Genomic DNA, 20,371 nt, shown 5'->3' with positions numbered 1-20,371 from the left:
TTGCGATGGAGACCGTCGATGACGCTTCGCAGACAGATCCTTTTTCTCCCCCTTCTGACGGCGGTGATCGCCATTGCGCTGAATCTTTCCGGCATGGTGCTGGTCGGTCAACGCACGCTCGACACCGCCTATTCCAAGGAACGTGCCGTGGCTGAAGACGCGCTTCGGCTGGCGATCGACGCGCGCACGACGCAGGCGCTGTCGATGGCCGAGATGATTGCGGGCATTCCGGGCATTCAGGAAGCCGTGTCGAAACACGATGACAAGGCGATCGAGGCGATGCTCTCGGGCTCGATCAAGACGATGATGGCCGCGACCGGGATGACGCAGCTGCATTTCCATGTGCCGCCCGGGACCTCGCTGATCCGCGTGCACCAGCTCGACAAGCGCGGCGATGATCTGACGAAAAGCCGTCCGATGGTGGTCGAGGCAAATGCGGAAAGCGCGCCGAAACGCGGGCTGGAACGGGGGCGGACCGGCGTCGGCGCGCGGGGCGTGGCCCCGATCCGCTGGCAGGGAACCCATGTCGGCAGCGTCGAAGTGGGCTTCGACATGGATGCGAATTTCCTGTCGGAGATGTCTGAGGATACCGGTAACGAGTTCGAATTTTACACCGTACCCCCGGTGGGCGAGGCGGGCGAGATCGCGCGTCAGGCCGAGACCACCGGGGAAGCCCCCATACTGGACGGCGCGATGGCAGCGCAGGTGCTGAAAAGCGGAAGCCTTGATATTCTGAAGGATTTCGCGGGCGTGCCGCATGTCGGCCGGGCAGTTGTGGTCAAGGATTACGCGGGCAAGCCGATCGGCATCTATGTCGTCGCCTCGCCCGATGCGCTGGCCAAGGACATGCTGGCGGCGCAGGCGAAACTGAGCGCGATTGCTGTGGCTCTGTCGCTTGTCCTTGCCTCGGGCGTGGCCTGGGCGGGGGGGCGGCGCATCGCAGCTTGCGTGCAGCGTCAGGCCGATACCACGCGGGCGATTGCCGAGGGCCGCACCGATGTCGAGATCATCGGCACCGAGCGGAAGGACGAATTGGGCGACATGGCCCGCGCGCTGGTGGTGTTCCGTACCAATCTTGAGGAAAACACCCGCATGCAGTCTGCGCTGCAAGCCGAGGAACAGGCCAAGCGCCGCGCCGAGGAAATCGCGCGGGCGCAGGAAGAACGCGCCGAAGCCGAGCGGCGTCAGGCCGAGGCGGCGGCGCTTGAGCGTGACCGTCTGCATGCCGAGGTCGAACGGGCCGAGGTGGCCCGCCGGGCCGACGAGGCGCGGGCGCGTCTGGCCGAGCAGCAGGATGTCGTCACGGCACTGTCGAAGGCGCTCGAATGTCTTGCCGCGGGCAATCTGCATTGCGTCATCGAAACGCCGCTGCCGGGCGAATACGACCAGTTGCGGCTGCATTTCAACTCGGCGCTGGGGCAATTGCGCGATGCGCTGGTGCAGATTGACGAGTCGGCGACCCGGGTCGATGCCGAGGCGGGGCGGCTTTCGCAGGCCAGCACCGAGCTTGCCCACAGCACCGAACGCAATGCGGCGGCGCTTGAGGAAACCGCGGCGGCGCTCAACCAACTGACAAGCTCGGTCTCCTCGGCGGCCGAAGGCGCGGCGCAGGCGCGCGAGATCGCGGCGAAGGCGCGAACCAATGCCGAAAGCGGCGCCGGTGTCGTGAGCGAGGCGGTCGCGGCGATGGCCGAGATCGAAAGCTCGTCGCAGTCGATTTCGCGCATCACCCATGTGATCGAGGAAATCGCCTTCCAGACCAACCTTCTGGCGCTGAACGCCGGGGTCGAAGCCGCCCGCGCGGGCGAGGCGGGGCGGGGCTTTGCCGTCGTCGCCTCGGAGGTGCGGGCGCTGGCGCAACGCGCCTCGGACGCGGCGCGGGAAATTTCCCAGCTCATCGACACCTCGACCGCGCAAGTGCAGGGCGGCGTGAAGATGGTCGGCCGCACCGGCGAGGCGCTGGATCAGATCGTTACCTCGGTGCGCGATATCTTTGACCGTATGGGCGAGATTGCGGCTTCGGCCGAGGAACAGGCCCGCGGCATCGTCGAGATCAATGGCGCGGTGAACCAGCTTGACCAGACGACGCAGCATATCGCCAACATGACCGACATGTCGGCGGCCTCCGGGCGGGCGCTGGCGGTCGAGGGCGGCGAGCTGCGCCAGACCGTCGAGCGCTTCCAGCTGCCCGATGCGGGGCATATCCCGCAGCGCTCTGCCGCCTGAGACAGGCAAACGCCCGCGGCAGTCCCCGCGGGCGTTGCCATGCGTGCCGTAAGGGACTTACTTCGCCGCTTTCTTCAACATCTTCGCGTGGTTGCCGATCCAGTCCATCAGCGCGAGCAACACGCCCGAGACGACGAAGACGAGATGGATCACCACCATCCAGATGATCTTTTCCTGCGGATATTTGTCGAGATCCATGAAGACCTTGAGCAGATGGATCCCGGAGATCGCGACGATCGAGGCCACCAGTTTCAGCTTAAGTGTCGAGAAATCGACCTCGCCCTGCCAATCCGGTCGATCCTCGTGATCCTCGGTATCCATGCGCGAGACGAAATTCTCGTAGCCCGAGAAGATCACGATCAGAAGCAGGTTTGCGGCAAGGCTCAGGTCGATCAGTGACAGAGCCCCCATCACCGCCGTATCGACCTCCATATGCGGAATCTCGAGCGCGAAGTGATAAAGCTCAAGCACGAAGGCCCAAAGCAGGATGGCCAAAGTGCCGACGAGCCCAAGATACATTGGTGCCATCAGCCAGCGGCTGGCAAAGAGCACCTTTTCGATTGCGCGTTCCATGAAATCCCCCTGCAAATCAGTCCGTTCCTAGATAGGGACCGCGCCGGGAGGCGCAAGGGGGTTACCCCCCCTTGCGAAAGGCCGAAGGCGTTTTGCCGACTTTGGCCTGAAAGGCGCGGGTGAAATAGGCCGGGCTGGTGAAGCCGAGCGCCGAGGCGATCTCCTTCACCGGGGCCTTGGTTTCGCTCAGAAGCCTGCGGGCTTCGTAAAGGCGGCGGTCCTGCAACAGATCCGAGGCCGCGCGGCCACAGCTGATCCGGCACGAGCGTGTCAGATGCGTGGCTGTGACGCCAAGCTGTGCGGCATAATCCGACACGCCAAGGCCCGACCGGAAATCCCGTTCCAGAACTGCCGCATAGCGGGTGACAAGCTTGCGCGCCGCTTCCGAGGCACGGGGCTCTGCCGCCTGCGACTGGCTTTGGCGTTCGATGATCACGCTCAAAAGGCCAAGATAGTGCACGGCAGCGCGGTCGGCGCCTGCCCTGTTGCTTTCCAGCTCGCGGATCACCGATTCGATCAGCCCCGAGATCTCCGCCTGCACCGGGGGTTCGCGCACGCGCAGATATTGCGCCGCATGCGGCAGCGTCAGCTCGGAATTCTGCCCGAAGAAGACCGCCATGCCGGTGGTTTGGGTCGAGACCTCGAAACCATGCATCACGCCCGCGGGCAGAAAGGCGGCCGAATAGGGGCCATAGCCGCGCGTGACGCCGCCCATGGTGATCCGGCCCTGACCGCGGGTGAACCAGAGGAAACAGGGTTCGGAGAGTGCGCGCATCGCCTCGACCCGCCAGCGACCGCCCTGTGCCAGACGCGCGATCGGCACGATGCGCGGCACCGAGGGCGGCTCGGGCAAAAGCGACTTTGCACGCATTGCCTTGGTGGCAAGCGACGCGGCCGAGGCGCCCGGGCGCATGGTCTTTGCGAAGGGCGCAAGCGGAGGTGTTTTGAAGAGGCTCACAGAGGCTTCCCAGGCGGGTGTGGTCGCCGCAAGAATAGGGAAGATGCCCTTGTTAATCCAACGGAAAAAGCGGCTTGGCGAAAAATCGCGCGGCCCGGATTCAGGTCCGCAGGATGTTGTGCCAGCCCCCCATCCGGGCACGAAACCATGTGCGTTGCCGCTTCGCATATTGCCGCGATGCGGCTTGGGCGCGTTCGGTTGCGGTGGCCAGATCGATCTCGCCGCGCAGATGCGCGACAAGCTCCGGCGCGCCGATCGCCTTGGCCCAGAGCGCGCCCGCATCCCATTGGGGCAGGACCGCGCGGACCTCGTTGAGCGCGCCGTGATCGAGCATTGCCGCGAAGCGCCGGTCGATCCGCTCGGCGAGCGTGTCGCGGTCGGGCGAGAGCAGAAGCGCCGACGCGTCGGCGAGCGGCAAAAGCGGCGGCGGCGTGTCATCCTGCCAGGCGGCCAGCCCGCGCCCGGTCGCCTGCAGTACCTCCCAGGCCCGCTGCACCCGCATCGGATTGAGCGGATCGACGCGGGCCGCCGTAGCCGGGTCGAGCTCGGCGAGCATGCCCAGATGCCCCTCGGCCTGCCGCCGCGCATCGGCCTGCACGCGGATTTCGGCGGGTGTAGCGGGAATCTCGGCCAGCCCCTCGGTCAGCGCCGTCAGATAAAGCCCGGTGCCGCCGACGATGATCGGGCGCGGCCCCGCCCCGCGACGAAAGGCAGCAAGCAGGGGGCCAATCTCGCGCAGCCAGGCGCCCACGGAGTAGTCTTCGCCCGGTTTCCTGTGCCCATAAAGCAGATGGGCCGCGCGGGCCTCATCGTCCTGCGCGGGCCGCGCTGAGAGCACGCGCCAGCACGACCAGACCTGAAGCGCATCGGCATTCACCACCACGCCGCCGGATTGTTCTGCGATTTCAAGCGCCAGCGCCGATTTGCCCGAGGCGGTGGCGCCCGCGATCAGCACCGGGCGATGGGCGGGCAGGGCGTCGATGTCGAACACGGCGATGATCCAGAGGCTGCGGTTGAGGTTGAATCCGGACGCCATTTGCGACATTTTGCGCCTCGATGACAACTGGGGACAGCCGAGGAGCCGCGATGACCGACACAAACGAACCGATCGTGAAATACAAACGCGTGCTTCTGAAGATTTCCGGCGAGGCCCTGATGGGCGATCAGGGCTACGGCCTGCATCCGCCGACGGTCGAGCGCATTGCCCGCGAAGTGAAATCCGTGCGCGATCTGGGCGTCGAGATCTGCATGGTGATCGGCGGCGGCAACATCTTCCGCGGCCTTGCGGGCTCGGCGCAGGGGATGGAGCGCACCACCGCCGATTACATGGGGATGCTGGCCACCGTGATGAACGCGCTTGCCATGCAGGGCGCGCTCGAATCGATGGGGGTCTTTACCCGCGTGATCAGCGCGATCCCGATGGATCAGGTCTGCGAACCCTACATCCGCCGCCGCGCCGTGCGTCACCTTGAAAAGAAGCGCGTCTGCATCTTCGCCGTCGGCACCGGCAACCCCTATTTCACCACCGACACCGCCGCGACGCTGCGCGCCAACGAAATGTCCTGCGAGGCGATCTTCAAGGGCACCAAGGTCGATGGCGTCTATGACATGGACCCGAAGAAACACGCCCATGCGAAACGCTATGACACGGTGAGCTACGACGAGGTGCTGCAAAAGAACCTTGGCGTCATGGATGCTTCGGCGATTGCGCTCGCACGCGACAACAACCTGCCGATCATCGTCTTTTCGCTCGATGAGCCGGGTGGCTTCCGCGGCATCCTTGCGGGGCAGGGCACCTATACCCGCGTTCAGGGCTGAGATCGGCGACAAGTGACGCAACGGCACGGGTGTGCGCGCTTGGCCCCTATCCAAGCGCCCCTTGCGTCGTTATGAAGACCAAAACGGAAAAGAACGGGGGAACCCATGTCCGACGAACTCGAAATCGACACCGACGACCTCGAACGCCGCATGGATGGCGCGATGCATGCGCTGAAGCATGAATTCGGCACGCTGCGCACCGGCCGCGCCTCGGCCTCGATGGTCGAGCCGATCATGGTCGAAAGCTACGGGTCGCTGGTTCCGATCAACCAGGTCGGCACGATCAACGTGCCCGAACCCCGGATGGTCACCGTGAACGTCTGGGACAAGGCCATGATCAACAAGGTTGAAAAGGCCATTCGCGATTCGGGTCTGGGGATCAACCCGCAGACCAACGGTCCGATCATCATGCTGCCGATCCCCGAGCTGAACGAGGAACGTCGCCGCGAGCTGACCAAGGTCGCCGCGCAATATGCCGAACATGCCCGCGTCGCGATCCGCAACGTGCGCCGCGACGGCATGGACCAGATCAAGAAAGCCAAGGGGAACGGCATGTCGGAAGACGACGTGAAGTTCTGGGAAGGCGAGATCGAAGAGCTGACCAAGAAGCACATCGGACTGGTCGACAAGGCGCTCGAAGCCAAGCAGGCGGAGATCATGCACGTCTGAGACGGGCAGAAAGGCTACAGATGACCGCGACCGAGCCCAGTCCCGCGCCCTCTGGCGGTGGTGGCGTGACCGATTACGGTGTGCCCCATGTCGCGATCATCATGGACGGCAACGGCCGCTGGGCGAAGCAGCGTGGCTGGCCGCGGCTGGTCGGTCACCGCAAGGGCGCGGAACGGGTCAAGGAGATCGTCCGCGCCTGCCCCGACATGGGGGTGAAATGGCTGACCGTCTACGCGTTTTCGACCGAGAACTGGAAGCGCTCGACCGAGGAAGTCCTTGGGTTGATGTCGCTTTTCGCCCGCTACATCCAGCGCGAGGCGGATGCGCTCTCGGCCGAGGGGGTGCGGATGCGCTTCATCGGCGATCGCGGGCCGCTCGACGGCAAGCTGCGTGGGCTGATGGACGGGATCGAGGCGCGCACCGCGATGAACACGCGGCTCAACCTGACCGTCGCGATCAACTACGGCGGCCGTGACGAGCTGCGCCGGGCGGCGGTGTCGTTGGCAACCGAGATTGCGGCGGGGCGGCTTGCCCCCGAGGCGATCACCGATGCCATCATCGCGCGCCATCTCGACACGGCAGAGGTCCCCGACCCGGATCTGGTGATCCGCACCTCGGGCGAGACGCGGACCTCGAACTTCCTGCTCTGGCAGGCGGCCTATGCGGAATATGAATTCACGCCGACGCTCTGGCCCGATTTCAATCCGGCGGCGCTGGCGGCGATCCTGGCGCAGTTTGGCGGCCGCGAGCGGCGTTTTGGCGGGGTGAAGGGATGAGTGGCAACTGGTCAGATCTGCGCGCGCGCACGGCATCGGGACTGGCGATGGTGGCGGCGGGGGCGCTGGCGATCTGGCTGGGGGGGCTGCCGTTCATCCTGCTGGCGGTGCTGGTGACCGGGCTGATGATCTGGGAACTCGCCGCGATGACGACGCCCGAAGGGGCGGCGCGCTGGCCCGCGGTTCTGCTCGGTCTGACCGGGGCGGTGGCGCTCTTCATCGTTGTCTATGTTCATTACTGGACCCTGATGCCGCTTCTGATCCTGCCCGCCGCCCTTGGCAGCTTTGCCGCGCCGCGGCGGGACCGGGCGATCTTTGCGGCCTATGCGATCACGATCATGCTGGCGGGCTATGCGCTCGTCGCGCTGTGCCTTGGCGTCGGGCCCGAGGTGATCTTGTGGCTCGTCTGTGTCGTCGTTGCCTCGGATGTGGGCGGTTACTTTGCAGGTCGCGCGCTCGGCGGGCCGAAATTCTGGCCCCGTGTCTCGCCCAAGAAGACCTGGTCGGGCACGGTGGCGGGCTGGTTTGGAGCCGCGGCCGTGGGCGGGCTTTTCGCCGCAGCGGGCCCGGGCGGTCTTGCGCTTGTCTGGCTTTCGCCGATTGTGGCGCTTGCCGGGCAGATGGGCGACATCGCGGAAAGCGCGATCAAGCGGCGGATGGGGGTGAAAGATTCCTCGGCCCTGATCCCCGGTCACGGCGGAGTTCTCGACCGGTTCGACGCGCTGATCGGCGCGGCTCTGGTGGTGCTTTTGCTTGTGCCCTTGATGCCGCAAACGCTTTTCGGAGGCTAAGTCATGCGACGCATTACGGTTTTCGGGTCCACCGGCTCGATCGGGGTCAATACGCTTGACCTGATCGCCCGTCGGCCCGAGGCCTTTCAGGTGGTGGCGCTCTCGGGCGGGCGCAACATCGAGCTTCTGGCCGCTCAGGCGCGTCAGTTCAACGCCGAGGTCGCGGTCACCGCGCATGAGGACTGCCTGCCCGCGCTGCGCGACGCCTTGGCCGGAACCGGCATCGAGGCGACGGCTGGGAAAGAGGCGCTGATCGAAGCGGCGCTGCGTCCGTCCGACTGGATCATGTCGGCCATCGTCGGCGCTGCGGGTCTTGCCCCCGGGTTTGCCGCGCTGTCGCAAGGCACGACGCTGGCGCTCGCGAACAAGGAATCGCTCGTCACCGCCGGGCCGCTGCTGCTGGCCGAGGCCGCGAAGCATAACGCCCGCCTGCTGCCGGTCGACAGCGAGCATTCGGCGGTCTTCCAGGCGCTGGTCGGCGAAGAGATGGACGCGGTCGAGCGTGTGATCATCACCGCCTCGGGCGGCGCCTTCCGCGACTGGCCGATCGAGAAACTGGCGCATGCGACCGTGGCGCAGGCCTCGACCCATCCGAACTGGGCGATGGGGCAGCGGATCACCATCGATTCTGCGTCGATGTTCAATAAAGCCTTGGAACTGATTGAAACCAAGGAATATTTCGGTGTGCGGCCGGAGCAGATCGAGGTGCTGGTGCACCCGGAGAGCCTTGTGCACGCCCTTGTCGGCTTCAAGGACGGTGCGTTGATGGCGCATCTGGGCGCCCCCGACATGCGTCATGCCATCGGCTATGCGCTGAACTGGCCCGAGCGCAGCCATCTGCCGGTTGCGCGGCTCGATCTGGCGAAGATCGGGTCGCTGACCTTCCGCGCACCGGATGAGGAACGCTTCCCGGCGCTGCGTCTGGCGCGCGAGGTGATGGCGATGGGCGGCACGGCCGGGGCGGCCTTCAACGCCGCCAAGGAGGCCGCGCTGGATGCCTTCATCGCCGAAGAGATCGGTTTCCTCGACATGGGGCGGCTGGTCGAAGCCGTTTTGACGGAAATGACCGCACGTCATGGCCTTGGAAAACCGCTTGAGAGCCTCGATATGGTGATGGACACCGATGCCACCGCGCGGGCTCTGGCGCGCAACCTTGTGCCGACAGTAAGGACCTGACCTTTGGATTCTCTTCCCGACTTCGTTTCGCTGATCCAGACCGTGCTCGCCTTTGTCGTGGCTCTGTCGATCATCGTGACGGTGCATGAATACGGCCATTACATCGTCGGACGGCTGTGCGGCATCAAGGCCGAGGCCTTTTCGATCGGCTTCGGTCCGAAGCTGATCAGCCGGGTCGACAAACGTGGCACGGTCTGGAAGATTTCCCTTTTTCCGCTTGGGGGTTACGTCAAGTTTCTGGGGGATGCCAACGCCACTTCGGCGGGCGTTGACGAAGAAACCATGGCACGGCTGAGTGCGGACGAGCGTCGGCATTCGATGCACGGGGCGCCGCTCTGGGCGCGGGCGGCGACCGTTGCCGCCAGCCCGATCTTCAACTTCATCCTGTCGATTCTGGTCTTCGCGCTGGCGATGGCCTGGGAAGGCAAACCCGCCGTGCCGCCGCAGGTGGCCGAACTGATCGCGCTGCCCGAAGGCTCGGGCGATCTGCGCCCGGGCGACCGGATTCTGGCGATCGAGGGTGTCTCGCTTCCCGACTATTCCGAGCTTTCGAAGATCACCACGCCCGAGCAACCGAGCCTGAGCTACCGCGTGTTGCGCGACGGCACCGACATGGTGGTCGAGGGGCCGCAACTCGCCCCGCCGCGCGCCGCGCAGGTGCTGCCGCAATCGGCGGCGGATGAAGCCGGGATCAAGGCGGGCGACGTGATCACCGCGATCGACGGGCAGAAGATCTGGCGCTTTGACGATCTGGTAGAGACGGTGACGGCGGGCAAGGGGGCCCCCCTGACGCTCGATCTGTGGCGTCCCTCCGAGGATGGCACGGGCGGCAGCATGCTGAATGTCACGCTGACGCCGAAGATCGTCGACATGCCGCGGCCGGATGGCAGCTTTACCAGCGACTACAAGATCGGCCTGATCGCGGGCTCGGGCTTCACGCCGGTTACCGCACATATCGGCCCTTTCGAGGCGCTGACGGGCGGTATGAAGCAGACATGGGGGGCGATTACCGCCTCGGTCTCGGCGATCGAGCATATCGTTCTGGGCAAGATTTCGAGTTGCAACCTGCGCGGCGCCATCGGCATCGCCGAGGGCTCGGGCGCGGCGGCAAAGGCCGGGGCCGCGGATTTCATCTGGTTCATCGCCATGTTGTCGACCGCGGTGGGCTTCCTGAACCTGTTCCCGATTCCGGTGCTGGATGGCGGCCATCTGATGTTCCACCTCTGGGAAGGCGTTTCGGGCAAGCCGCCGTCAGACCGGGTGATGAACCTGCTCGTCTCGGTCGGGCTGGCGCTCGTGGTGTCACTGATGGCCTTCGGGCTCTGGAACGATCTGGTCTGCTGAAAGGCGGGCCGGAGCCCCTCCGCACGGCCCTAATTCGGCCGCAATGATCCTGTATCCTTCTTTCGAAAGACGAGGAGGAATGATCATGCAAGCGGTTCTGACCGAAGGATATCAAAGCTTTTCGCTCGTCTTCGATCTTGCGGTCGATCGGGTCGTGGTGCCGGTGGCGATCTTCGTGGCGCTGGCCGGGGCCGTGGTCATCGGGGTTGAACTTTCGGCGATGCTCGCCCCTGTCGATCCGGCGCTTTATCAGCTCTGACCGATCTACAATATCTCGCGCTTTCCTTGAGCGACCACACGCTTAGTCGCTTTGACAAGGACCGTCTTTCTCGCTAGTCACGTCTTTATAGTGCGCAAAGCGACCTGACGGGGAGAGTGCGATGACGATCCGGCTGCAACCTGCCAAGACCACGGCGAAGACCCGTCTGGGCACGCTGGCAACCAGCACATTCCTTGCTCTGGCAGTGCCTTGCGCTTTCGTCGCGGCGCCGGTGCTGGCGCAGGATTACGCATTCCAGAGCGTGAAGATCGAGGGCAACGACCGCGTCGAACCCGGCACGATCCTCAGCTTTGCCGGAATCGCCAAGGGTGCGAAAGTCAGCGCCGGGGCGCTGAATGATGCCGTGCAGCGGTTGCAGAACTCGGGTCTCTTTGAAACGGTCGATCTGGTGCCGCAGGGCAGCACGCTGGTGATCCGCGTCAAGGAATATCCGACGGTCAATGTTGTCGACTTCGAAGGCAACAAGATCCTGAAGGACGACAAGCTGGCGACCATCGTGAAGACCCAGCCGCGCAAGGTGTTTTCGCCCGCCACGGTCGAGGCCGATGCCGCCGCGCTGGCCGAGGGCTATGCCACGACCGGCCGTCTGGCCGCCCGCGTCGATCCGAAAGTGATCAAGCGCGATGGCAACCGTGTCGACGTCGTCTTCGAGATCAAGGAAGGGGCCGTTTCCGAGGTCAACCGCATCACCTTTACCGGGAACCGCTCGTTCTCGGATCGGCGTCTGCGCGATGTGCTGGGCACGAAACAGGCGGGCATCCTGCACCGGCTGATCCAGCGCGACACCTTTGTTCCCGATCGGGTGCAGATTGACCGGCAGATGCTGGTCGATTTCTATCATTCGCGCGGCTATCCGGATGTGGACGTGACGGGCGTGTCGTCGGAGATGACTCGCGACCGCGAAGGCTTCTTCATGACCTTCAACATCCGCGAAGGTCAGCAATACAAGTTCGGCAAGATTTCCACCGTCTCGGAAATCCCTGAGCTCGATGTGAAGGATTTCGAGGGGCTGGCGAAGATCCGCTCCGGCCGCATCTATTCGCCGACCGATATCGATTACGCCGTGACCCGGATGGAAGAGGTGGCGCTGCGCAAGGGCGTGAACTTCGTCCGTGTCGATCCGCGCATCACCCGCGATCCGCGCACGCAGACGCTGAACGTCGAATTCGCGCTGGTGCGGGGCGAACGCATCTTTGTCGAGCGCATCGACATCGAAGGCAATACCACCACGCTCGACAGCGTGATCCGGCGCGAGTTCAACACGGTCGAAGGCGACCCCTTCAACCCGCGCGAAATCAAGAATGCCGCCGAGCGCATCCGCGCCCTTGGCTTCTTCTCGAAAGCCGATGTCGGCACCAAGCCGGGGACGGGCCCCGATCAGGTGATCGTCGGCGTCGATGTCGAGGAACAGCCGACCGGCTCGCTGAGCTTCGGGGCCAGCTACGGGGCCTCGTCTGGCTTCGGGATCAACGCCTCGCTTGAAGAGTCGAACTTCCTCGGCCGAGGGCAATATCTGGGCATCTCGATCGGGACGACCAAGGACAATCAGCAGAATTCGATCGACTTCATCGAGCCGCATCTGCTTGGCCGCGATCTGAAGGGGCGGTTCCATCTGTGGTATAACACCTCGGAAAACGACAATTCCGATTACAACACCAAGATGATGGGGCTTTCGCCCTCGCTCGAATTCCCGCTGGCGCGCAATTCGCGGCTGGAACTGCGCTACAGCTTCCTGCGCAACGATTTGAGCGGTGTCACCTCGGAATCGGAAGCGGCAGCCGATGCCGATATCGACGACGATGCGTGGTCGTCGCCCATTCTTGTGCGCGAAGAAGCCATCGGCGCACGGGATAGCATGGGACCGGGCTACACCTACACCTGGGACACGCGCCGCACCGGCATCGACCCGCGGATGGGCTTCACCTTCCGCTTCAGCCAGGATCTTTATGGCGTCGGCGGCGACGTCGAGGCGCTCAAGACCACCGCGCTTCTGCGTGCCGAACGCAAGGTCTGGAACGAGGACGTGACGCTGCGTGCCGAACTTGAAGGCGGTGCGATCGCGGCGCGGGGCGATACCAACCTGACAATTCTCGACCGCTTCACGGGCAACAACAAGGTGCGCGGCTTCGAAAGCAACGGCTATGGGCCGCGTGACCGGGCTGCGGGGAACGAAGATGCCTTGGGCGGCAAGTATTATGCGGCTCTGCGGCTTGAGAGCGAGTTCCCGCTCGGCCTGCCAGAGGAATACGGCGTTCACGGCGGGTTGTTCCTCGATACCGGTTCGGTCTGGGGGCTCGACGATACGGCCGGGTCCGAGTCCGTCGACGACTCCATGCACCTGCGCTCTGCCGTCGGCTTCTCGGTGTTCTGGGAGTCTGCGCTTGGCCCGCTGCGGCTGAACTTCTCGAAGGCGTTGAAGAAGGAAGACTACGACCTTGAGCAGAACTTCGACCTGACCATCGCGACGAAGTTCTGATCCGATGCTGCGGGGTCTCGCGCGCATGATGATACAAGGGCCGGGGATCCTCCCCGGCCTTTTGCGCCTGAGCCTTTGCGCGGGCTGTATTTTGCTCTGCCTTGCGGCACCGCCCGCGCGGGCCGAGCAGACAGCCAGCCCATCCGTGCCGGTTCTGACGCTCGATTTTGAACGGCTCTTCGACAACACGCTCTGGGGCAAGCGTATCGTGGCCGACATGGCACGCGACTCGGCCGCGCTGAACGCCGAGAACACCCGCATCGCCGATGACCTCATCGCCGAAGAAAAGTCCCTGACCGATCGGCGCAGCAAGCTGACCCCCGCCGCCTTCCGCACCGAGGCCGATGCCTTTGACGAACGCGCGACCGGAATCCGGGCGGCACAGAAAGCCAAGGCGCAAGCGCTGACACAAAGCTACGAAGAGGCGCGGCAGGCATTCCTTGTTGCCAGCGGACCGCTCATCGACGAGGTGCTGACGCGGCGGCATGCGGTGATGGTGCTCGACCGGCGCGCGATCATCCGCGGGCTTGAGGCGGCCGATATCACCGAAGAACTGGCGCGGCTGATGGATGCCCGGCTGGGCTCCGGTCCCGCGCAGACGCAAACGCCGCCCGCACCCGGCAACGGCGGCGAATAGCCGCCCAGCCGATCGCGCCCCGTTCTTGCCAAGCGGGCGTGGCAACGATAGCAACGGCCAAAGGCCGCCCGCCAGTTTGCAAGGCCCGTTTTGGAAGGATCGAAAATGAGCGAACCCGCCCCCTACACCAGTGCCGATCTGAGCCTGATCAAACGGATCATTCCGCATCGCTACCCCTTCCTGATGATCGACAAGGTGCGCGACATCGTTCCCTTCGAAAGCGCGACCGGCATCAAATGCGTGACGAACAACGAGCCGCAGTTCACCGGCCACTTCCCCGAAGAACCGGTGATGCCGGGCGTGATGATCGTCGAGGCGATGGCGCAGACCGCGGCCGTGGTCGTGGGCATTTCGATGAACGTCATCGACAAGCCGCTTGGCACCTATTTCATGGCGATCGACGCCTGCAAATTCCGCCGCAAGGTGGTGCCGGGCGACGTGCTTGAGATGAAGGTCACGGTCAAGCGCGGCGGTGGCAAGGTCTGGAAATTCCTTGGCGAATCCTTTGTCGAAGGGCAGCTGGCGGCGACCGCGGAATTCACCGCGATGATGGACCTGAAAGGCTGATCATGGGCGTCGACACAACGGCCCGTGTGCATGCTTCCTCGGTGATCGAGCCGGGCGCGGTGATCGGGGCGGGCTGCGTGATCGGCCCGTTCTGCCACATCGGCCCCGAGGTGAAACTGGCCGAAGGGGTCGAGCTGAAAAGCCATGTCGTGATCGCGGGGGAAACCGAGATCGGCGCGGGCACGGTGGTCTTTCCTTTCGCCTCGCTCGGGCAGATCCCGCAGGATCTGAAATTCAAGGGCGAGAAGACGCGGCTGGTGATTGGCGCGCGCAACCGCATCCGTGAATATGTGACGATGAACTGCGGCACCGAGGGCGGCGGCGGCGTCACCCGTGTCGGCGACGACGGGCTTTTCATGGCGAACTGCCACGTCGCCCATGACGTGCAGATCGGCAACCGGGTCATTCTGGTGAACTCGGTCGCGATCGCGGGCCATTGCGTGATCGAGGACGACGTGATCGTCGGCGGGTTGTCGGGCGTGCATCAATGGGTGCGGATCGGGCACGGCGCGATCATCGGGGCGCTGTCGATGGTGGCCTCGGATGTGATCCCGCATGCGCTGGTTGACGGCCCGCGCGCGGGGCTCGAGGGGCTGAACCTTGTCGGGCTGAAACGCCGTGGTGTGGAGCGTTCCGAAATTTCAGCATTGCGCGAACTTTACATGGCACTGGGCGAAGGCAACTTCCGCGAACAGGCCCGCAAGCTCTCGGAAGAGGGCACCGAAAGCCGCCATGTCCGCGAAGTGCTTGATTTCATCCTTGGTCCCTCGGACCGCAGCTTCCTGACGCCGCGATGAGCGTGGGGGCGGAAGCGGCGCTGATCGCCGGTGGGGGCGCGCTGCCGGGGCTGCTTTTGCAAGCCGCACCCGAGATGCTGGTCTGTGCGCTCGAAGGTCAGCCCGCGCCGGGGGGCTCGGTGCTGCCTTTCCGCATCGAGCGGCTGGTGCCCTTCCTTGAAGCATTGGCGGATCGTGGCATTCGTCGCGTCTGTTTTGCGGGCGCCATGCAACGGCCGAAGCTTGAACCCGAGCTCTTTGATGCCCGCACGGCGTCGCTGGTGCCGCGGCTTGTCGGCGCGATGCAGGCGGGCGACGATGCGACGCTGCGGGCGGTGATCGCGCTTTTCGAAGAATGGGAGTTCGAGGTGATCGGCGCCGACACGATCGCTCCGGATCTGGTCCCGGGCGACGGGCTTCTGTGCGGTGCCGTCAGCGATCAGGATCAGCTTGATGCTGCACGCGCAGCGGAAATCGTCGCGGCCCTTGGTGCCGTCGATGTCGGGCAGGGCGCGGTCGTCGCACGCGGTCTTTGTCTTGGCGTCGAGGCCTTGCCCGGCACCGATGCGCTGCTCGATTTCGTCGCCGCGCATCGCGCGCTGGTGCCGATGCCGAAGGCGGGTGTCTTCTTCAAGGCGCCGAAACCGGGGCAGGATCGCCGCATCGATCTGCCTGCGCTGGGGCCGCAGACCGTCGCCAAGGCCGCCGCCGCGGGGCTCTGCGGCATCGTCTTCGAGGCGGGCGGTGTGCTGCTTCTGGACCGCGCGGCGACGATTGCGGCGGCCGAAGCCGCGGGAGTTTTCCTGTGGGGGCGCAGTCCGTGAAGCTGTTCCTCGTCGCCGGTGAAGCCTCTGGCGACAAGCTTGGTGCGGCGCTGATGGCGGCGCTGATCGACCTCGTTCCCGGTGTCGAATTCGTCGGCATCGGCGGGCCGCAGATGGAAGCCCTTGGCCTGAAAAGCTTTTTTCCGATGGAAGAGCTGTCGGTGATGGGGCTTCTTGAGGTGCTGCCGAAATATCGCGACCTCAAGCGCCGCATTGCCGAGACGGCACAGGCGGTGCTGGACGCCGCGCCCGAGGCGCTGATCACCATCGACAGCCCGGATTTCTGCCTGCGCGTGGCGCGGATCGTCAAGACCGCCCGGCCCGCGCAGAAGACGGTGCATTACGTCGCCCCCTCGGTCTGGGCCTGGCGGCCCGGCCGCGCGGCGAAGATGGCCGAGGTGATCGACCACGTTCTGGCGCTTTTGCCCTTCGAGCCGCCCTACATGACCGCCGCGGGGATGAGTTGCGATTTCGTCGGCCATCCGGTCGTGGCCGAGCCGCGGGCGCGCGCCACCGAAGCCGCGGAGTTGCGCGAGACGCTGATGATCGGGGAGGAGCAGCCGTTGCTGCTCTGTCTGCCCGGTTCGCGGCGGGGCGAGGTGAAGCGGCTGATGCCCCGTTTCGCGGCCACCGTTGCTGCACTGCGGCAAGGGGCGCCCGGCCTTCGCGTGGTCATTCCGACCGTGCGCGGCGTTGCGCCTCTGGTGCGCGAGATGGCCTGCACATGGGACGAGGTTCCGAATGTGCTTGAGGCTGGGGCGGACAAGCGCGCGGCCTTTGCCGCCGCCGATCTGGCGCTTGCGGCCTCGGGCACGGTCAGTCTGGAGCTGGCCGCGAACCGGGTGCCGATGGTGATCGGCTACCGGATGAACTGGCTCACCTGGCAGATCACCAAACGCGCGATGCTGATCGACACGGTGACGCTGGTGAATCTTGTCTCGGACACCCGCGCCGTGCCGGAATTCCTTGGTCCGGCCTGTCAGCCGCAGCCGATGGCGCGGGCGCTGCACGGGATCTTGCATGATCCCGCCCTCTGCGCCGCGCAGATTGCTGCGATGGAGCTGACGATGCAGCGATTGGGCGAGGGCGGCGAGCCCCCAGGTCTGCGGGCCGCGCGTTCGGTTCTTGCCTTCCTTCAAAGGGGCTGAAGCACGACCCCTTCGGTGCGCAATTTGCTGCGCAGCAATCGTGCCATTTCAAGGGCTTCCGGCGTGTCGCCGTGCAGGCAAACGGTGTCGATCCGCGCCGGGATGTGATGCCCGCTGGCCGAGATGATCGCGCCCGCGCGGAGCATGTTCAAAATCCGCGCGGCGGCGTCCTCGGCATCATGCAGAACTGCGCCGGGCAGCGAGCGATCGACCAGCGTCGCATCGTCGTTATAGGCGCGGTCGGCGAAAATCTCGCCCGCCCAATCGGCGTTCAGGTCGCGCGCGGCGGCCTCTTGTGCCGTGGCCGAAAGCACCATCAGCTTCAAATCCGGCACGACAGAAAGCGCCGCCGCATAGCAGGTGCGGGCGAGATCCGCATCTTCAGACGTGATGTTCGACAGCGCCCCATGCAGCTTGAAATGACGCAGTTTCAAGCCCTTGGCCTGCGCGACCGCGGCCATGGCCCCGGTCTGCCAGGTAATCAGATCGACCAGCTCCGGTTTCGAAAGCCGCATCCGCGTGCGGCCGAAATTCGCCCGGTCGTCAAAACCCGGATGCACGCCGATGCCGACGCCCTTCTCCGCGGCCAGCGCCATCACGCGCGCCATTTCCAGCGGCCCGCCCGCATGCAGCCCGCAGCAGATATTGGCCGAGGTGACGACATCGAGCAGCGCCTCGTCCGCGCCCGCGCCTTCGCCCATGTCGGAATTGAGATCGAGTTTCATGCATCCTCCTCGTCGCCGCGCACCGCGCCCGAGATCAGTTGGTAGGACAAAAGGTCGGGAATGTCGCGCGGATCGCGGGTGAGCGGGGTCACCCGCGCGCGCAAAGGCGCAAGCCAGAGCGCCTCGGGCGGCGAGGCGGCTTCGGCCGCGTCCATGGTGATGTCAACCAGCCTGAGGCCCGTGCCGGGGCGGGCCTGCGCGGCGCGGGGCAGGTCGGCGGGGATCACCGTGCCAAGGCGCGGATAACCACCGATGGTCTGGCAATCGGCCAGCAGCACAACTGCTTGCCCCGTTCCGGTCATCTGAACGTCGCCGGGACCGATGAAATCCGAAAGCAGCCCCGCCGTGGCAGTGGCGAACGGAGCGCCGTCTTGCAAGAGCGCAAGGCCTTGACGGCTGGCCGGACCGGCCTTGAAGGGCGTCGCGAAGGCGCGGGTCCGGGTGTCGGGGGCGAATAGCGTGGTTTGCGGCCCCTCGATCACCCGCAGCACGCCGCCCGTGAAACGATCATCAAGCGGCAGGCGCTGTGCGGGGGTGTCGCGCGCGGGATCCGCGCCGAAAGGCAGGCGCATCCCGGCCTGAACCGGCGTGCCAAGCCCGGCGGCGGCCAGTGTCGCGCGAGCGCCGAGGGTTTCGGTCGTCAAGAGCCCGCCCGCGAGGGAGAGATAGCCGTAAACGCCGCTCTCGCCGGGGCGCAGGTCGAGGATCTCGCCCGGTTCCAGCTGGTGGGAGGCGTTCCAGATCAAGGGCTTGCCATCACGGCTCGCCTGCATCGGCGCCCCGGTGAGCGCGATCCGCGTGGGCACGGTGACACGACACCGCGCGCCGGTCAGCGGCAGTTCCAAGGCAGCGAACGGGCGGGATTGGCCCAGAAGCGCGGCGGCCTCCCAAAGCGCGCGGCGGTCGGCGGCCCCCCCGGTCGAAAGTCCAAGCGCGGTATGGCCTGGGCGGCCGAGATCCTGCACCGAAATTCCGGGTCCGGCGGAAATGACGTCAAGAAATTCCGTCATTTCAGGAAACTCCGAACTGCGCCGCCCAGAGGATCGCCCTTTTCGATCAATCCTGCGATGTCTTCGACGCTGGCCGGGGTGAAGCGCAGCGTATCGCCCGGGCGCAGCAGGAAAGGCTCGGCGGTCGCGGCGGTGAAGGGGCGGAAGGCGCTGCGGCCGAGTGCGCGCCAGCCGGTGGGCGAGGGGGCCGCGAACAAGACGATCTGGCGCAGGGCGGTGGTGATCGTGCCCGCCTCGACCCTTGGTGTCAGCGCGGGCAGGCGCGGCATCTGCCAATGCTCGGGCAGGGTGCCCAAATAGGGCTGGCCGGGCGCGAAGCCGAGCGCCAAGACCCGCAGATCGGTCGCGCAAAGCTCTGAAATCAGGGCTTCTTCTGTCCGCCCGGCCAACGCTGCCGCCTCTGCCAGATCGGCCCCCGCGGTGCCGCCGAAACAGGCGGGAATGGTCCAGTGCTGCGTAGCGGAAGGCGCGGTTTGCGGCGCCGCAAGTCGATGCTGCAAGGCGGCCAAAATATCGGCGCGATGGGTCGCCAGACGGTCGAAACGCAGCAGAACCGAGCCCAGGCCGGGGGCGATCTCGGTCTGACCCGGGATCGGATCGCTCGTCAACGCCGCTGCCAGATGCTGCGCGGCGCTGTTCGCCGCATCCGAATAGGCGGTGGCAAAGCGGATCAGCACGCCATCAAGGCCAAGGGCCAGAAGTTCGGGCTGGTTCATTCCGTATCCAGTGGCAGCACGTCGACCGCCTGTCGTGTTTGCGCGCCCCCGGCCGAGCGCAAAGCGCCGCGGATCGGGGCCACGTCGTCGTAATCGCGTCCGACGGCGACGGTGACGAAATCCACTCCCGCGGCCTGAGCGTTGGTCGGATCGAACTCGATCCAGCCCATTTCGCGCCCGACCCATGCCCGCACCCAGGCGTGCATCGCATCGGCGCCTTCCAGCCGCGGTTGCCCGGGCGGCGGAAACGTGCGCAGAAAACCAGAGACATAGCCCGCGGGAATGCCGATCCCGCGCAAGGCCGCGATCATCACATGGGTGAAATCCTGGCACACACCGCGCCCGCGGGCGAAGGCCTCGCGCGGGGGGGTGTCGACGGTCGTTGCCTCGGCGTCGAAGGTCATGTGCTTGTGCAGCGCGTGGCCCACGGCGGCGACGGCGGTGGCGGCGGTCATCGTGCGGTTGGTCGCGGCGCGGGCAAAGGCGGTGATCTCGGGGCAGGGCACGACACGGGGCGAGGCGCCCAGAAAGTGATGCGGGGCATGGGGCGCCAGAGTCGTTTCCGCCGCGATCTCGGCGCCAAGGGTCAGCAGGGACGGCGAAAGGTCGAGCGGTTCCGGCTGGGCGGTGCGCTCGATCCGCGCGATGAGTTCAAAGCGCACATCCGCCACCGGTCGATGCCAGACGACCGAGGTCACCGCATTGCCGAAGAAATCAAGCCCGTCGCGGCGCTCGTCCGGCGCGGGATCAAGCGTCAGCCGCCGCGAGACCACACGCTGCGCGCCCGGAATATCGGGGGGCAGCAACCGCGCCAGATTGCGCAGATGGTCCGAGGGTGCGGCATAGTCGTAATCGATGGCCAGTTTGATGTCGTAACGCAT

Annotated in this window: 21 protein-coding genes; 14 read left to right on the top strand and 7 right to left on the bottom strand. The window is 65.6% G+C overall.

Features of this window, described 5'->3' with window-relative positions; all coding sequences use genetic code 11:
- The first annotated feature begins 18 nt into the window (after positions 1-18).
- Positions 19-2,226 carry a methyl-accepting chemotaxis protein gene (locus tag ACTTAI_RS11945; protein WP_444451779.1) on the top strand — a complete coding sequence of 736 codons (2,208 nt, stop codon included), beginning with the start codon at positions 19-21 and terminating at the stop codon, positions 2,224-2,226.
- Positions 2,227-2,283: 57 nt separating this feature from the next.
- Here ACTTAI_RS11945 and ACTTAI_RS11940 read toward each other — a convergent pair whose 3' ends face one another.
- The 3 genes from ACTTAI_RS11940 to miaA all read right to left on the bottom strand — a co-directional run bounded on the left by ACTTAI_RS11940 (position 2,284) and on the right by miaA (position 4,802).
- Positions 2,284-2,799 (bottom strand): TIGR00645 family protein, encoded by a 516-nt coding sequence (locus ACTTAI_RS11940; RefSeq protein ID WP_444451778.1) that lies wholly within the window; start codon positions 2,797-2,799, stop codon positions 2,284-2,286.
- Positions 2,800-2,860: 61 nt separating this feature from the next.
- Positions 2,861-3,757, bottom strand: coding sequence for an AraC family transcriptional regulator (locus ACTTAI_RS11935; protein WP_444451777.1), 897 nt, complete (start codon positions 3,755-3,757; stop codon positions 2,861-2,863).
- Between the two features lie 100 nt (positions 3,758-3,857).
- Entirely contained in the window at positions 3,858-4,802 is a 945-nt protein-coding gene (miaA, locus tag ACTTAI_RS11930; RefSeq protein ID WP_444451776.1) for a tRNA (adenosine(37)-N6)-dimethylallyltransferase MiaA, read from the bottom strand.
- Positions 4,803-4,843: 41 nt separating this feature from the next.
- Between miaA and pyrH the strand changes: the two genes are divergently transcribed.
- The 13 genes from pyrH (at position 4,844) to lpxB (ending at position 17,039) form a co-directional block, all read left to right on the top strand.
- Positions 4,844-5,575, top strand: a complete 732-nt coding sequence (pyrH, locus tag ACTTAI_RS11925; protein WP_444451775.1) for a UMP kinase — start codon at positions 4,844-4,846, stop codon at positions 5,573-5,575.
- A 105-nt stretch (positions 5,576-5,680) separates the two neighbouring features.
- Positions 5,681-6,244, top strand: a complete 564-nt coding sequence (frr, locus tag ACTTAI_RS11920; RefSeq protein ID WP_444451774.1) for a ribosome recycling factor — start codon at positions 5,681-5,683, stop codon at positions 6,242-6,244.
- 20 nt (positions 6,245-6,264) lie between these two features.
- A complete protein-coding gene (gene uppS / locus ACTTAI_RS11915; RefSeq protein WP_444451773.1) occupies positions 6,265-7,020 on the top strand; it encodes a polyprenyl diphosphate synthase in 756 nt (251 codons plus the stop codon).
- The gene (locus ACTTAI_RS11910; protein WP_444451772.1) at positions 7,017-7,811 is read left to right on the top strand and encodes a phosphatidate cytidylyltransferase; all 795 of its coding nucleotides are present in this window, start codon (positions 7,017-7,019) and stop codon (positions 7,809-7,811) included. Before uppS ends, ACTTAI_RS11910 begins: the two co-directional genes overlap by 4 nt.
- Positions 7,812-7,814: 3 nt before the next feature.
- Complete coding sequence (dxr, locus tag ACTTAI_RS11905) at positions 7,815-8,987, top strand: 1-deoxy-D-xylulose-5-phosphate reductoisomerase (protein WP_444451771.1); 1,173 nt, start codon at positions 7,815-7,817, stop codon at positions 8,985-8,987.
- A gap of 3 nt (positions 8,988-8,990) precedes the next feature.
- Complete coding sequence (gene rseP, locus ACTTAI_RS11900; protein WP_444451770.1) at positions 8,991-10,331, top strand: RIP metalloprotease RseP; 1,341 nt, start codon at positions 8,991-8,993, stop codon at positions 10,329-10,331.
- 85 nt (positions 10,332-10,416) lie between these two features.
- Positions 10,417-10,590: a hypothetical protein gene (locus ACTTAI_RS11895; RefSeq protein ID WP_444451769.1), complete on the top strand. Its 174-nt coding sequence runs from the start codon at positions 10,417-10,419 to the stop codon at positions 10,588-10,590.
- 121 nt (positions 10,591-10,711) lie between these two features.
- Complete coding sequence (gene bamA / locus ACTTAI_RS11890; protein ID WP_444451768.1) at positions 10,712-13,087, top strand: outer membrane protein assembly factor BamA; 2,376 nt, start codon at positions 10,712-10,714, stop codon at positions 13,085-13,087.
- Positions 13,088-13,091: 4 nt separating this feature from the next.
- Positions 13,092-13,724 carry an OmpH family outer membrane protein gene (locus tag ACTTAI_RS11885; RefSeq protein ID WP_444451767.1) on the top strand — a complete coding sequence of 211 codons (633 nt, stop codon included), beginning with the start codon at positions 13,092-13,094 and terminating at the stop codon, positions 13,722-13,724.
- Between the two features lie 105 nt (positions 13,725-13,829).
- The gene (gene fabZ / locus ACTTAI_RS11880) at positions 13,830-14,291 is read left to right on the top strand and encodes a 3-hydroxyacyl-ACP dehydratase FabZ (RefSeq protein WP_444451766.1); all 462 of its coding nucleotides are present in this window, start codon (positions 13,830-13,832) and stop codon (positions 14,289-14,291) included.
- A gap of 2 nt (positions 14,292-14,293) precedes the next feature.
- Positions 14,294-15,088 carry an acyl-ACP--UDP-N-acetylglucosamine O-acyltransferase gene (gene lpxA / locus ACTTAI_RS11875; RefSeq protein WP_444451765.1) on the top strand — a complete coding sequence of 265 codons (795 nt, stop codon included), beginning with the start codon at positions 14,294-14,296 and terminating at the stop codon, positions 15,086-15,088.
- Positions 15,085-15,891: an LpxI family protein gene (locus ACTTAI_RS11870; protein WP_444451764.1), complete on the top strand. Its 807-nt coding sequence runs from the start codon at positions 15,085-15,087 to the stop codon at positions 15,889-15,891. Before lpxA ends, ACTTAI_RS11870 begins: the two co-directional genes overlap by 4 nt.
- Positions 15,888-17,039 carry a lipid-A-disaccharide synthase gene (gene lpxB / locus ACTTAI_RS11865; RefSeq protein WP_444455749.1) on the top strand — a complete coding sequence of 384 codons (1,152 nt, stop codon included), beginning with the start codon at positions 15,888-15,890 and terminating at the stop codon, positions 17,037-17,039. The genes ACTTAI_RS11870 and lpxB overlap by 4 nt, the downstream gene beginning before the upstream one ends.
- Here lpxB and ACTTAI_RS11860 read toward each other — a convergent pair.
- The 4 genes from ACTTAI_RS11860 to ACTTAI_RS11845 are packed head-to-tail and all read right to left on the bottom strand — an operon-like array spanning position 17,027 to position 20,371.
- The gene (locus tag ACTTAI_RS11860) at positions 17,027-17,764 is read right to left on the bottom strand and encodes a LamB/YcsF family protein (RefSeq protein WP_444451763.1); all 738 of its coding nucleotides are present in this window, start codon (positions 17,762-17,764) and stop codon (positions 17,027-17,029) included. The genes lpxB and ACTTAI_RS11860 overlap by 13 nt on opposite strands.
- Positions 17,761-18,774, bottom strand: a complete 1,014-nt coding sequence (locus ACTTAI_RS11855) for a biotin-dependent carboxyltransferase family protein (protein ID WP_444451762.1) — start codon at positions 18,772-18,774, stop codon at positions 17,761-17,763. Before ACTTAI_RS11855 ends, ACTTAI_RS11860 begins: the two co-directional genes overlap by 4 nt.
- Positions 18,771-19,490 (bottom strand): 5-oxoprolinase subunit B family protein, encoded by a 720-nt coding sequence (locus tag ACTTAI_RS11850; RefSeq protein ID WP_444451761.1) that lies wholly within the window; start codon positions 19,488-19,490, stop codon positions 18,771-18,773. Before ACTTAI_RS11850 ends, ACTTAI_RS11855 begins: the two co-directional genes overlap by 4 nt.
- Positions 19,487-20,371: a transglutaminase family protein gene (locus tag ACTTAI_RS11845; RefSeq protein WP_444451760.1), complete on the bottom strand. Its 885-nt coding sequence runs from the start codon at positions 20,369-20,371 to the stop codon at positions 19,487-19,489. Before ACTTAI_RS11845 ends, ACTTAI_RS11850 begins: the two co-directional genes overlap by 4 nt.

Source organism: Rhodobacter capsulatus (assembly GCF_052363175.1).
Taxonomy (GTDB): Bacteria; Pseudomonadota; Alphaproteobacteria; order Rhodobacterales; family Rhodobacteraceae; genus Rhodobacter; species Rhodobacter capsulatus_D.
This window is presented reverse-complemented; position numbering and strand designations above follow the sequence as displayed.